Source organism: Kribbella alba, assembly GCF_039529635.1.
GTDB lineage: Bacteria > Actinomycetota > Actinomycetes > Propionibacteriales > Kribbellaceae > Kribbella > Kribbella alba.
Genome location: NZ_BAAANE010000005.1, coordinates 314,016 through 327,219 on the forward strand (window position 1 = coordinate 314,016; position 13,204 = coordinate 327,219).

The 13,204-nt window shown below is 70.3% G+C and carries 10 protein-coding genes; 4 read left to right on the forward strand and 6 right to left on the reverse strand.

All coding sequences use genetic code 11. The annotated features are described in order from the left end of the window. Window positions 1-5: 5 nt before the first annotated feature. Genes ABD210_RS16775 through ABD210_RS16790 form a run of 4 tightly spaced genes read right to left on the reverse strand, consistent with a single transcriptional unit; the run spans window position 6 to window position 5,263 of the window. Entirely contained in the window at window positions 6-968 is a 963-nt protein-coding gene (locus tag ABD210_RS16775; RefSeq protein WP_344112449.1) for an AAA family ATPase, read from the reverse strand. After that, a complete protein-coding gene (locus ABD210_RS16780; RefSeq protein ID WP_344112450.1) occupies window positions 968-3,283 on the reverse strand; it encodes a fibronectin type III domain-containing protein in 2,316 nt (771 codons plus the stop codon). The genes ABD210_RS16775 and ABD210_RS16780 overlap by 1 nt, the downstream gene beginning before the upstream one ends. Before the next feature lie 58 nt (window positions 3,284-3,341). Next, window positions 3,342-4,595: a sensor histidine kinase gene (locus tag ABD210_RS16785; protein WP_344112451.1), complete on the reverse strand. Its 1,254-nt coding sequence runs from the start codon at window positions 4,593-4,595 to the stop codon at window positions 3,342-3,344. After that, window positions 4,592-5,263: a response regulator transcription factor gene (locus ABD210_RS16790; protein WP_344112453.1), complete on the reverse strand. Its 672-nt coding sequence runs from the start codon at window positions 5,261-5,263 to the stop codon at window positions 4,592-4,594. The genes ABD210_RS16785 and ABD210_RS16790 overlap by 4 nt, the downstream gene beginning before the upstream one ends. Window positions 5,264-5,316: 53 nt before the next feature. Here ABD210_RS16790 and ABD210_RS16795 point away from each other — a divergent pair, with 53 nt between their 5' ends. From ABD210_RS16795 to ABD210_RS16810, 4 genes are read left to right on the forward strand one after another with little or no spacing between them, the layout of a single operon-like run. Continuing rightward, window positions 5,317-7,200 carry an AfsR/SARP family transcriptional regulator gene (locus ABD210_RS16795; RefSeq protein ID WP_344112455.1) on the forward strand — a complete coding sequence of 628 codons (1,884 nt, stop codon included), beginning with the start codon at window positions 5,317-5,319 and terminating at the stop codon, window positions 7,198-7,200. Continuing rightward, entirely contained in the window at window positions 7,197-8,501 is a 1,305-nt protein-coding gene (locus tag ABD210_RS16800) for a type VII secretion protein EccE (RefSeq protein WP_344112457.1), read from the forward strand. The genes ABD210_RS16795 and ABD210_RS16800 overlap by 4 nt, the downstream gene beginning before the upstream one ends. Next, complete coding sequence (locus ABD210_RS16805; protein ID WP_344112459.1) at window positions 8,498-9,145, forward strand: helix-turn-helix transcriptional regulator; 648 nt, start codon at window positions 8,498-8,500, stop codon at window positions 9,143-9,145. The genes ABD210_RS16800 and ABD210_RS16805 overlap by 4 nt, the downstream gene beginning before the upstream one ends. Next, window positions 9,145-10,794: a right-handed parallel beta-helix repeat-containing protein gene (locus ABD210_RS16810; RefSeq protein ID WP_344112460.1), complete on the forward strand. Its 1,650-nt coding sequence runs from the start codon at window positions 9,145-9,147 to the stop codon at window positions 10,792-10,794. The genes ABD210_RS16805 and ABD210_RS16810 overlap by 1 nt, the downstream gene beginning before the upstream one ends. A gap of 285 nt (window positions 10,795-11,079) precedes the next feature. Here the strand turns inward: ABD210_RS16810 and ABD210_RS16815 are convergent, their stop codons facing one another. Together ABD210_RS16815 and treZ are read right to left on the reverse strand one after the other, a co-directional pair. Beyond that, window positions 11,080-11,274, reverse strand: a complete 195-nt coding sequence (locus ABD210_RS16815; protein WP_344112461.1) for a hypothetical protein — start codon at window positions 11,272-11,274, stop codon at window positions 11,080-11,082. 205 nt (window positions 11,275-11,479) lie between these two features. Continuing rightward, window positions 11,480-13,204: a malto-oligosyltrehalose trehalohydrolase gene (gene treZ, locus ABD210_RS16820; protein WP_344112463.1), complete on the reverse strand. Its 1,725-nt coding sequence runs from the start codon at window positions 13,202-13,204 to the stop codon at window positions 11,480-11,482.

The window sequence follows — 13,204 nt, forward strand, 5'->3', positions numbered from 1 at the left end:
GCTGCTCAGACCGCGTTCAGGCTCGCGGTCGGAGCCGGCGTCGCGGCGAGCACCTCGTCCACGACCGACGACGGCGGCCGCTGGCTGAGCTCCGCGTCCGGCGTGAGGACGAGCCGGTGGGCGAGCACCGGCTGAGCCACCTGCTTGACGTCGTCCGGGGTGGTGAACGCCCGCCCGTCCGTCGCCGCGTAGGCCCGGGCCGCCCGGACCAGGGAGATGCTGCCGCGCGGGCTCGCGCCGTACCGGACTGCCGTGTGTTCACGGGTCGCGGCGGCCAGCTTCACGGCGTACGAGCTGATCGCCGGGTCGACGTGGACGGAACGGACAGCCGCGATCGCGTTCCGCAGCGCCGGTACGTCGATGACCGGGCTGAGCGAGTCGGGGCCGATCCTGCCGGTGTCGCCGAGCACGATCCGTACTTCGGCGTCGTGGTCGGGGTAGCCGATCTCGATCCGCATCAGGAACCGGTCCAGCTGCGCCTCGGGCAGCCGGTAGGTGCCTTCCATCTCGATCGGGTTCTGGGTGCCGATGACCAGGAACGGATCCGGGACGGCCCGGGTGATCGAGTCGACCGTGACCCGGCGCTCGGCCATCACCTCGAGCAGCGCGGACTGCGTCTTCGGCGTCCCGCGGTTGATCTCGTCCGCGACCACCACATTGGCGAAGATGCCGCCCGGGTGGAACTCGAACGCCTCGTTGCCCTGGTGGTAGACCATCACGCCGGTGATGTCACCCGGCAGCAGGTCGGGGGTGAACTGGATCCGGTTCCAGCTCGCGTCGATGCTGCGCGCGATGCACCGGGCCAGCGTTGTCTTGCCCAGCCCGGGCACGTCCTCGATCAGCAGATGCCCCTCGGCGAACAACGCGGTCAGCGCCAGCCGGACCACCTCCGGCTTGCCGTGGATCACCTTCTGCAGGTTGTCCGCGACCAGCCGGTACGCCTCGCCGGGCGGGATCGTCGCACTCATCAGCTTCTCCAGGTGAACTTGTTGGACGTGACCGTCTGCTCGCCGGGCGCGCTGGCGACCACCCAGACCTGCTGGCCGGGCGCGTCGGTGGCGAACCGGTCGTCGATCAGGATGCTGCCGTCGGACTCGGTGGTCAGCGTCGCGCCCGGGTTGGACGGTTGCCACTGGGTGGTGAACGGCTGGAAGAAGTAGCGGGTGTTGGGCTTGAGGCCCTTGCCGACGACCCGGATGAAGGCGCAGCCAGGTGGGTTGCAGGCCTGGTCACCGCCGCCGTGCGTGGTGTCGGCACCCCGGGAGGCGGTCAGCGTCGGTCCCGAGCTACCGCCGCCGCCACCAGGCGTGATCGTCCGGCTGGCCGCCTTGCCCTGGATCAAGTTGCCCTGGGCATCGGACGTGATCGCCCGCACGGTGACGCGATAGCTGGTGCCGTTGTCCAGGCCGGTGAAGGTGTAGCTCGTCTGCCGGCTGCTGCTGCTCTGCTGGCTCGACGCCGAGGAAGCGGTGTACTGGTAGCCCTGGAACGTCCCGCCGTGCAGGTTCGGCCGGCTCCAGCTCAGGCTGATCTTGCCGTTCCCCGCGGTCACCTTGAAGTTCGGCGGCGCATCGGCGGCACCACCGTCGGGCACGAGCCGCGCAGTACTGCTGCCCGGCCCGGTTCCCACCCGGTTCACCGCTCGCACCGTGAACGTGTAGCCGGTGCCGCTGGTCAGCCCGCTGACGTTGGTGCTCCGCGCCGACGCACCCAACACCTTGCTGCCCCCGCTCCACGTCACCCTGTACTGCGTAACGGGGGCTCCGTTGGGTGCGGCAGCTTCCCAGCTGACGAAGGCGGAGTTGGTCCCGGCCCGGCCCGAAACGCTGCGGGGAGCGCCGGGCCGGCTCGCCTGGACCGTGGGCTTGGGATCGGGTTTCGGGTCCGGCTTGCTCGACGCCGGTGGCCCTGGGCGATCCGGCCGGTTGGTCTGGTCGCCGCCGGGGTCCGTGGTCCGGGGCGGATCCGGCTTGTTCGGGTGTTCCGTCGTCTTCGGCGGCTCGGGCGGCTGGGTCGTGGTCGGATCGGCCGGCCGGCTGGGGGTGGTGGTCGGCTGGTCCGACGGCTTGGGCGTCTTCGGCCTGTCCGGCTTCGGGCTGTCGGTGTCGACCGGGGTCACGTCACCACCGTCGTCGACCACCATCACCTTCTCGCCGGCCTTGCTCGCGACGTACAGGCGGGAATCGCCGCCGCGGAACAGCCCCGCGCGGTCGCCAGGGCCGACCTTGGCCTTCGCCGACGGCGGTGGGATCCGGCGGACGGCCTTCTCGTTGCCGTTGCGGTCCAGCGTGACCAGGGTGTCGGTGCTGTCGTCGATCAGCGCGACGCTGTTGCCGGACGAGGCGATCCGTTCGTACTGGCCCTTGCGCAGTTGCTTGCGGATCGGCTTGGCGTCCGGCTTGCCGCCGGTCAGCTCGGCGGTGTCGATCAGATGCAGGACGTTGCGCTGCGGGTCGACGATCGCGACCCGGCCGGCCACGTCGTTCGGCGCGACGATCGCGCCGGCAGGCAGGTCCGGCAGCGGCAGCGCGACCTGCCGGCCCAGACCGCCGCCGTCGACGGCGAACATCGCTCGGGAGGTGGTGTCGACGAAGACAACCTGGTTGCCGCCGACAACAGTCAGCGCGCCGGTGTGCCCGAGCGTGGTCCTGGCCGGGCAGGACAGCCGGTCCGCGTCGAGCGGCAACTGGCAGAGCTGACCGTTGTCCGGGCGATGGACCCACAGCGTGCCGGTCGACGTGACAACCGGCTGCCCGAGCGGTACGCCGGGAGCGTCGATCGTGAGGTTGTCGCTGAAGCGAATCACCCGGCCCGCCTGCCGGTAGACCGCGAACGCGGCGCTGCCTGCCTCCAGGCCGACCGGGTGCTCGTTCACCGGCGCGGGCTTGGGATCCAGCACCTGGAGGTCGGACTTGCTGAACTCGTAGATGCGGCCCGCTGCCAGCGCATAGCCGCTCCTGTCCGTCTCGACCACCTGGGTGCCGGGACCGGCGCCGGGCAGGGCGATCTGGCCCTCGACGTTCTTGGTGGAGCCGTTGACGTGGAAGAGCGTGCCGAGCGTGCTGTTGTAGATCCAGCGTCCCTGCGCGGCGAACTTCACGCCCGGTGAGGCGTTCCCGGCGCCCGCCACGGCGATACCGGTGACCGCCACACAGACGGCGACCACCGCGGCCAGCGCCGCCCGTGGACGCCAGCCCTCGCTCCGTTCCCGCCGGGCACTCGCGGAGTCGTCCCCGGCTTTCGGCGGCGCGAGGCGACCACGCAACTCGGTCAAAGACTTCACAGCGAGTAAGGCTAAGGCACGTCGGTCCAGCGGCAGTCCAATTCGGATCCAGACCGGATCACTGCTGCTTGGCGACCGGGATCCGGAACTCGAAGATCGCGCCGCCCTCATCGGCGTTGTAGACCCTCAGGTCACCACCGTGCGACAGGGCGACCCACCGGACGATCGACAGCCCCAGACCCGACGAACCACTGCCGCTGGTGAACCGCTCGAACAGCTCATCACCGATGGCTGGGTCCACGCCGGGACCCTGGTCGGCGACCGTCACCCGGCCGTCCGCGACCGTGACGGTGACGACGGCTTCCCCGCCCGGGCCGCGGCCGTGCCGCAGGGCGTTGTCCAGCAAGTTGCCGATGGCCCGTTGGAGCAGTGCCGGGTCGGCCCGGACCATGGTCGGTGCCGTCACCACCGACACCCGCGCCGAACCGCTCACGGTGTCTTCGACGACTCCGGCGACCAACTGGTCGAGCCAGACCGGTTGCATCGACAGCTGTTCGACCCCTGCGGCTAGGCGAGCCCGGACCAGCAGCCCGTCGATGATGTCGCCCATCCGCCCGGCCAGGCGGACGGTTCTCGGCAGCAACTCGCCACTCTGTTCGGGGTCCTGTGCTGCTGTTTCTGCGAGCGCACGGAGCGCCGCAACCGGAGTACGGAGGTCGTGCGCAGTCTCGGCCAGCAGGACCTCCTGCTGTTCGAGAGCGGCCATCGCGGGCCGGATCGCCCGGCCGGACAGCCAGTACCCGGCGAGCGCCGCGGCGCCGATCAGGAGCGCACACCCCACCAGGACCACCGCGAGCACGCGCTGTCGACGGTCGATCTCGTCCGAGACGTCCGTCCACGCCAGCACCGCCCCGGCGTACCGGTCGCTGGAGTCCTTGAACGGCTCGACCTCGACGCGGACGTCGGCACCGCTGACAGCGTGGCTGTCGGCGAGCAGCCCGGTGCCGTCCCGCACGGCCTGGGTGGCCAGCCCGTCCAGGATCGCCGGGTCCATCGGCGTGCAGTCGTTGGCGCTGAAGTGTCTGGTGAACGGGGTCGCACTGCCCGGGAGGATGGCGAACTGCGGGCAACCGGTATTCAGCGGGTCCGCGTTGACCCCGGCGAAGTCGAGGCCGCCGCGCTCGCTGGCCAGGCGGAGCACGGGCCCGGTGACAACGTTCAGCTCGTTGTCGATCGCGGCCCGGCCGCGATCCGCGTCGAGGAAGATCACCAGCGGGGCGAGCACGACCAGACCGATCGTGTTCATCGCGGTGAAGATCGCGGTCAGCCGCCAGCGCAACCGACGCAGCCGCTCGACCGAGGGTGCCCTCATCCGGCGATCCCGTCAGTCAGCCGGTAGCCCTGCCCGCGCACGGCCTGGATCAGCTCGGGTTGGCGCAGCTTGGTCCGGAGCCGCTTGATGGTCACGTCGACCACGTTCGACATCGGGTCCGCCGCGGAGTCCCAGCAGTGCTCGATCAGCTCGCTACGGGTCACCGCCTGCTCGGGCCGGACCACCAGGTACTCGAGCACGGAGAACTCCTTCGCGGTCAAGGTCAGCAGTACTCCGGCCCGCCGTACCTCCCGGCGGCCGGTGTCCACCTCGACGTCGGCGTACCGGAGTACGGGCGGGCGGCCGGTGCCGGCGCGGCGGCAAAGGCTCAGCACCCGGGCGGTCAGCTCGGCCACCGCGAACGGCTTCACCAGGTAGTCGTCGCCGCCGTGCTCGAAGCCGTCCACCCGGTCGGCCAGGGTGTCGCGCGCGGTCAGGAAGAGCACCGGAACAGCCCAGCCCTCCTGTCGACGGCTGCGAATGTAGCCGATCGAGTCGCCGTCCGGCAGCATCCGGTCGAACACCACGCAGTCGTAGGAGTTCACGAACAGCGCCTCGTCGGCGGCCGCGATGTCGCCCACGCTGTCCACCGCGAGCGCGGCGGTCCGCAGACCGGCGGAGACCGCGATCCGCAGGTCCTCGTCGTCCTCTACCACCAGTACGCGCACAGTCGACCTCGGGTGTCATCGAAATGTCATCGTCGACACGGATCGTATGTGTCATGAACGGTCACTCAGCGCATACGCCGGCCCGGATCGCCTTCCGGGTGCTGGGTCCGCTCGAGGTCGACGGCCCGGACGGACACCCGCTCGACGTCGGTGGCGGCAAGCCCGCCACGATGCTGACGTTGCTCCTGCTGCACCGGAACGCCTGGGTCAGCACCGACCAGCTGATCGATGCGGTCTGGGCCGGCCGGGATGTCCCCGCCTCGGCGCAGCGCAACCTGAAGACCTACGCCTGGCAGCTCCGCCGGGCGCTCCCGGACGGGCGGATAGAGAGCCGCCCGGGCGCCTACCGCGTCTGTGTGCTGCGTGGCGAGCTGGACGCGGAGATCGCCGCCGACCTCTCGGACGAGGCCCGCAGGCGGCTCGGCACCGGAACCGCACCCGCCGAGGCGGCCGAGCTCGTCGAGCGCGCGCTGGGCCTGTGGCGCGGCTGCCCGTACGACGGGTTGACGAGCGACGCCAGCTCCGCGGTGGACCGGCTGACGGAGTTGCACAGATCCCTGCGGGAGGATCTCGCCGATGCCCAGCTGGCCCTCGGCCGGTCGGCTGAGGCGATCTCGTTGCTCCGGGCATTGACCGACGAGGAGCCGCTGCGGGAACTCTCCTGGACCAAGCTGATGGTCGCCCTTCGCCAGACCGGTCGCCGCCACGACGCGCTCGCGGCCTACCAGCGGGCCCGGACGGCGCTGGTACGGGAACTCGGGATCGAGCCGGGCGCGGAGCTGACCCTGCTGCACCAGGAGATCCTCAACGAGGAGGCTCCCGCGCTCGTCAGGCCCCCCGTAGCTGCTGGCGCGACTGTCGCGAGCGGCTCTGCCGCATCGGCCATCGCGGGCGTCCGGTCGGACCTGCCGGGGCGGATCGCCGGTTTCGTCGGGCGGTCGGTCGAGCTGGCGGCCATCGCGGCGGGCCGGGTGCGGGACGGGGTCGGTCTGGTCACGATCGACGGGATGCCCGGCGTGGGCAAGACCGCGATCGCGCTGGAAGCGGCCCACACGCTCGACTGTCCCGACGGGCAGTTCTACCTGCGGCTGGGTGAACTGGCGACGATCGATACCTTGGGCAAGTTGATCCGCGCGGTCCGGGGCTGCGAGGCTTCGTTGCCGACGGCAGTGGATGAGCGCGCTTCGATGTGGCGCTCGCTCGGGGCGCGGATCGTGCTCGTCCTGGACGATGCGGCCGACGTGGCTCAGGTGCGGCAATTGCTGCCGAACACCCCCGGCTCGATGGTCCTCGTGATTGGTCAACGCCGGTTGACCGGCCTGGACCGCACCGGATCGGTGAGCCTCGACGTGCTGCCTGCTGCCGACGCCGCCCGCCTGCTCGAGCCTGCCCGGCTAGTCGGCACCGAGGCCGACCAGGTACTGCGCTGGTGCGCGGGCCACCCCGCGGCTCTGAGGAACCTCGCCGACCGGATGCGCGACCAGCCGCCGTGGACGGTCTCCCGGCTCGCTGCCCGGCTGGACGACCAGACCGGCCGTTGGCAGCAGCTGGCCGAGCTTTACGCGCGCTTCGACGCGGCGTACCACGCACTCTCGGGACCGGTCCGACGGATCTACCGCTTACTTGCCTTGACCCCGTACTTCGACGTCCGGCGGGCCGCGCGGTTGGCCGGTACGACCCAAGAGGAGGTGGAGCCGATGGTGGATGAGCTGCTGGACCGGCACCTCGTCTCCGAACCGGCGCCCGGCCGGTTCGCCCTGCATCCTGTGGTGCGCGACCACGCCCACACAGCCCTGCTGGCCACCGAGTCGCCTGACGAGCTGGCCGCCGCGACCCACCGCCTCCGTGAGGCCGACCGGCGGGACGCCGGCGAGCGCGGAGCCGGCGGCCGGGGTGAGTTGGAACTGGTCTCGCCCAGGGACCCGAGGGTCGCATGAGCCCCTCGGCCGCAGCCGCGCCCACACCGGGTCAGGAGGCTGCCTACGCTCCGACAGTCCCCGCCCACCACGCCGTCCGGCCCGCCGCCCACCCCACCGCCCACCCCCGGGCCACCTCGATTGGTACGCCGGTCGCACGCACTGCGGTGCTGCCCCAACCGCTGACTGCGCGCCCGGCGCCCGCACCTCCCACACCGCCGACGGCGGCGCGGCTCTTCGTGGCCGAGCAGCCGCCGGCCCCCGAGCCCGCCGCGGAGCCAGTGGAACACCCGGACCGTACTGTCCGGGTCGGGCAGATCGTCTGCTGGCAGTTCGCCCTCGTCGCGGTCGGTGCGGCTACCACCGGCTCTCGGCTGGTCCTGATCCTCACCACGCTCGCTGCTGTCTCGCTGGTTCTCCTGACCGGCGTGCGGTTCCGCGGAATGTGGCTCTTCCGCTGGGCCGGCGTACTACTGGCCTACCTGGTGCGCCGGCGGCGAGTCGACCTCGCAGGTGACACTGCGATCAACCTGCTCAGCGTGTTCTGCGGCCGGACGACAGCGACCACATTGACCGTCCGCGAGCAGCCTTACGGGTTGCTCAGCCGACCAGGGGGCGCCAGTGTCGCCCTGCGACTCGGTGCGGATGCACAGCACGAGGTCCTACCTCGCCTGACGTCGCTGGCTGACTCTGCTGACGAACAACCGGTCTCCGTAGCGGTGCAGCTGGTCCTGCACCGCGGGGTCAAGCAGAACCAGCCGCCGCGGGCCTGGATCGCCGTCTGCGCGACCCGGACCCCGGAGATCGCGACGGACGAGCAGGTCAGCCAGGTGCTGGCGAACACCGTCCGCCGGCTGGTGCGGCGGTTCGACCGGGAGCAGGTCGAGAGCATGCCGCTCGACGAGTCCGACGTACTGGCCTCGATCGGAGCGCTGGCGCATGCGAACGCCGGCCGCGGTCAGCTCCGGGAGCGCTGGTCCACCTGGTCCGCCGGGCCGGTCCTGCAGGTCTGCATCCGGCTCACCGGCTACGCGGCTCTTCCCAAGCCCGTCGCCCAGGCACTGGTCGACACATTGCTCGGCACCGGCACCGGTGCTGCCCAAACCATCGCCGTCACCGTCACAGCTCCGGCTGATGACCCCGAACCCGCCCTCCACCACGCCGTACTGCGAGTCGCCGCGTCCCACCCGGCCACGCTCGACACGGCGGTCAACGTCCTGACCACGCTGGCTCGCTCGTTCGGAGTCGAGCCGGAACGCCTCGACGGACGGCACGCCACCGGCGTCGCCGCCACGCTACCTCTGGGGGTCCCTCTCTCATGACTGTCACGCTGCTGAACCGCCCCACCGGCTTCCACCAGGTCCCTGCCCACGACGGCGTCGCCGCCCTGCTCGCCGGCGCCCAGGACGAGGTGATCGCGATGAGCACGCTCACCCCGAACGGTCCGGCCTTCGGCCCGCGCGAGGTGCGGCCCGGGCTGCGCTACCGCGCTATCTACCCCGACACCGCCCGTACTGCGCCGACGCTCTGCCGCCACCTCGGTGCGATGTCAGTTGCCGGTGTCGCCGTGCGGACCATGCCGCTGGTCCCGATGAACGCGCTGATCATCGACGGCTCCGTCGCCGTCCTTCCGGCTGACACTGCGAACGGCAGCGTCGCCGTACTCCGCCTGAGCAGCGTGGTGACCACCGCGACTGAACTGTTCGAGCGGGTCTGGCCCGACGCCGTACCACTGGCCGACAGCGACATCCCGCTCGACACGGACCTCTCGCTGCGGGAGCGCGAGATGCTGCGGCTGCTGTCCCTGGGGGCCACTGACGAGGTCGCTGCGGCACAACTGGGGATCTCCGTACGGACCGTGCGGCGGATGGTCGCGCAGATCATGCATCGACTGGGTGCTCGCAGCAGGTTCCAGGCCGGGGTCAAGGCCGCCGACCGTGGCTGGCTGCTGGACCGGGCCAGCTGATGCCTGGTTCGATCCGGGTGCTGACGGTCGCCGCGGATCGTCCCGGCGCCTATCCGACCATCGGCTCCGCCTTACTGGAGGCGCCCGACGGGGCCGTGGTCGCGATAGCCGCCGGGACCTACGCAGAGACGCTCGAGCTCAGTGGCCGGTCGATCACCCTGCAGGCCGAGGCGGGCGCGACCGTAGTACTGGATGGTGCCGGGGCTGAGTGTCCGACGTTGCGGGCTGTTGACGGCGAGCTCACGCTGCGCGGCCTCGACCTACGGGCTGGTGACAATCTGGCGATCTCGGTCGATCGGACCGTGCTGACGGTGGAGCAGTGCAGCGTGCGGAGTCAGACTCGTCCGGCGATCAGCGTGCACGCCTGTACGGCGTTCACGGTCGACCGCTGCAGGATCGGCGGCGCCGAGACGGGGATCGTGGTCGAGGGTGCGAGCGGACGGATCCTCGACACCACGGTCACCGGGATCTCCGGCGACGGCATAGTCGTTGCCCTGGGCTCCGATCCGCTGATCCGCGGCTGCACGATCACGTCCTGCGGAGGGCGTGGGATCTACGTCTACCAGTACAGCCGTCCGGAGATCACCGACACCGAGGTCGCGCAGACGGGGACCGAGGGAATCGGCGTCGCCCACGCCAGTACGCCGACCATCCGGCGGGTGAGCGTGCACGACACCCGGGGCCCGGCGATCACCTTCGCTCCCGGCTGCGGCGGCACCGTCGAGGGCTGCCGGACCGACAACACCGGACAGCCCGCCCTGGCGATCGCCGACGGTGCCACGGTGGAGGTCATCGAGCGCGCTTCGGTCCGTCCTGCGGAGGCAGGCGGTCCGCTGGACGAACTGCTCGGCGATCTCGACGAGATGGTCGGATTGCCCGGGGTCAAGGCCGAGGTGCGCGCGCTGGTCGACGAGATCCAGGTGAACGAGTGGCGCCGGGCCGCCGGACTCTCGATCGGCGGCGTCAGCCATCACCTGATCTTCGCGGGCGCGCCCGGCACCGGGAAGACCACCGTGGCGCGGTTGTACGGGAAGCTGCTGAAGGCGCTCGGCGTACTCCCGCAGGGCAGCTTCACCGAGGTGTCGCGGCGCGACCTGGTCGGCCAGTACATCGGCCACACCGCGGAGAAGACCGCCCAGGTGTTCGAGAAGTCGCTCGGCGGGGTGCTGTTCATCGACGAGGCCTACACGCTGTCCCGCTCGGCCGGCACCGGGGGCGATTTCGGCCAGGAGGCGATCGACGCGCTGGTGAAGCTGATGGAGGACCACCGCGACGAGATCGCCATCATCGTGGCGGGCTACACCGCCGAGATGGAGGACTTCCTGGCCGCGAACCCGGGCCTGGCGTCCCGGTTCTCCAAGACGATCGAGTTCGAGAACTATTCCGCCGAGGAACTGCTGCTGATCACCGACCGGATGGTGGCCGGCGGCGACTACCAGCTCGACCCGGCCGCCGGACCACCGCTGACGGCGTACTTCGACCGGATCGCCCACGGCGCCAACTTCGGCAACGCCCGCGAGGCCCGCCGCCTGGTCGAAGCCATGCGCAAAGCCCAGTCCCAACGCCTCCGCCGTCTGGGCCGCCTCCCCACCACCGAAGAACTCCGCTCTCTCCACCACACTGACGCTCAGACCGCCGCCGGCGGCTAGTACGACGGCCGTATTTCGTGATGATGCCTTTTCGGCAGGGGGCCGTGGAGGGCTGGGTGAGTGCGGCCCTGGCCAAGAGTGGGGACCTGGGACAGGTAGTCGGGGCCTTGAACACGTTATTTCGTGTCCGCGGTCCCTGTCTGGTGTTCAAGGTCGCCGCCTCGGGATCGCCGCGCGGGACGGGCGGGCATGACAGGCCGGGTGCCCTGGTACTCGGCACCCGGCGGGGTCGTATGGCTGGGGCTGGGTGGTCGGGCCTGGCGGTGCTGGCCACCCGAGGCCGGATCAGCTCAGGACTTTGTCGTCCTTGGGGTTGCTGGTGTGGTCTCGGCCGACCGCTCGTCGCTCGACCGGTTGGTGCTCGACGGTTCGTGGCGCTGGGCAGACCGGGCCTCGGCGAATCGGTCCGCCGCCCAGCCTCCTGCTCTTCCACTGCTTCTCTTCGTAGTCGTAGTAAGTGTCGACGCCTCCGACTGTCATCGATGACCTCCCGTTGCCCCCGTGACTGCTCCCTGCTGGCTTCTCAACAGTCCGTTACCAGGTACCTTCGACACAAGTGAATCGTCAAGTACCCTCCGGCAAACGGACGTTTCCCACGATATCGACCGCTATGTCCAGAACTTATCCAACAGCAAAAGAGTTTCCGCCACATTTCGACGCCACTTTCTTCAAGTCCGAAAGCAATTCACCCGCCGAAAACGCCCACGCCGTGGCCGGGAATCCGAATACCGTGAGTGACGATTTCGGCCCCGCCGAACGAGAGCACCTCGTACGCCGGGACGCGGTCGAGCGGCACCACCAGCTCGGCGGCTTCGAGGTTCGCCACGACCCGGAGGGCGCCCCGGGTGATCACCAGCCACGAGCCGTCCGGGTCGTAGGAGATGTCCACCGAGTCCAGCCGGTCGTTGCGCAGGTCCGCGCTGCGGGCCCGCAGCGCGAGCAGGTCGCGATACCAGGCGAGCAGTTCGCGGTGCGGCGAGGCGTCCACCTCGGTCCAGTCGAGCACCGAGCTCCGCCAGGTCTCCGGATCCTGCGGGTCGGGGATCTCCTCGGCATCCCACCCGTACGACGCGAACTCACGGCGCCGGCCGGTCCGGACGGCCTCGGCGAGTTCGGGCTCCGAGTGGTCGGTGAAGAACCGCCACGGCGTGGAGGCGCCCCATTCCTCACCCATGAACACCATCGGCGTGTAGGGCGACGTGATCACCAGGGCCGCACCGATCGCCAGCTGGCCGGGCGTCAGAGCGGGCCGGTCGCCGAGCGCGCGGTTGCCGACCTGGTCGTGGTTCGAGGTGTACGCGAGGAACTCCCAGCCGCGGTGCCGCTTGGGGTCCACCGGGCGCCCCCAGTCCGTGCCGCGGAAGGTCGAGTAGGACCCGTCGTGCAGGAACACCTGGGTGAGCGTCTTGGCGAACACCCCGGGCTCACCGAAGTCCACGTAGTACCCGGCTCGCTCCCCGGTCAGCAGCGTGTGCAGCGCATGGTGGAAGTCGTCACTCCATTGCGCGGTCATCCCGAGCCCGCCGTCAGCGACCGGCTCGACCATGCGCGGGTCGTTCAGGTCGGACTCCGCGACCAGCCCCAGCGGCCGCCCGAGCTCCGCCGCCAAGTCGGCCGTCTCCTCCGACAACTGCGCCAACAAATGCCGTGGGCTGTCGTCAGCAAGAGCGTGTACTGCGTCCAATCGCAAGGCGTCGACGTGGAACTCCCGGAACCAGCGCAGCGCGTTGTCGCAGATGAATCGCCGCACCTCGACGCTGCCGTCGTCGTCCAGGTTGACCGCCGGGCCCCAGGGCGTCGTGTGGCGCGAGGTGAAGTACGGCCCGAACGTATCGAGGTAGTTCCCGCTCGGCCCGAGGTGGTTGTAGACCACGTCCAGGCAGACGGCCAACCCGACCGCGTGGCACCGATCGACGAATCGCTGCAGCGCCTCCGGCCCTCCATAGGGCTCGTGCACCGCATACAGATCCACCCCGTCGTAACCCCAGCCGTGTCGCCCGGGGAAGGCCGCGACCGGCATCAGCGACACCATCTCGACACCGAGAGCCACCAGGTAGTCCAGGTGCTCGGCAGCGGCATCAAGCGTGCCCTCGGGCGTGAACGTACCGAGGTGCAGCTCGTAGAAGACGGCGCCTCGGGCGTCGCGTCCGGCCCAGTCGGCATCGCTCCAGGCGAAGCGGCTGGTGTCGAAGACCCTGCTGAAACCGTGGACGCCGTTCGGTTGCCAGGGGCTCCGGGGATCAGGGATCGGGTCACTGCCGTCGACGGAGAACGCGTAGTCGGTCCCGTGCCCACCCTCGGCCTCAGCCGACCACCAACCATCAGCAGCCTTGGTCATAGGAACAGAGCCGGACGAAAGCACCAGGGAGACAGCAGACGCGTCAGGGGCCCAGACGGTGAACTTGGGCAC

Excerpts from the sequence above, each read along its gene's own strand:
- ABD210_RS16785 (WP_344112451.1), bottom strand. The coding sequence starts at position 4,595 with ATGAGGGCACCCTCGGTCGAGCGGCTGCGTCGGTTGCGCTGGCGGCTG.
- ABD210_RS16810 (WP_344112460.1), top strand. The coding sequence starts at position 9,145 with ATGCCTGGTTCGATCCGGGTGCTGACGGTCGCCGCGGATCGTCCCGGC.
- ABD210_RS16795 (WP_344112455.1), top strand. The coding sequence starts at position 5,317 with ATGAACGGTCACTCAGCGCATACGCCGGCCCGGATCGCCTTCCGGGTG.
- ABD210_RS16800 (WP_344112457.1), top strand. The coding sequence starts at position 7,197 with ATGAGCCCCTCGGCCGCAGCCGCGCCCACACCGGGTCAGGAGGCTGCC.
- ABD210_RS16805 (WP_344112459.1), top strand. The coding sequence starts at position 8,498 with ATGACTGTCACGCTGCTGAACCGCCCCACCGGCTTCCACCAGGTCCCT.
- ABD210_RS16775 (WP_344112449.1), bottom strand. The coding sequence starts at position 968 with ATGAGTGCGACGATCCCGCCCGGCGAGGCGTACCGGCTGGTCGCGGAC.
- ABD210_RS16815 (WP_344112461.1), bottom strand. The coding sequence starts at position 11,274 with ATGACAGTCGGAGGCGTCGACACTTACTACGACTACGAAGAGAAGCAG.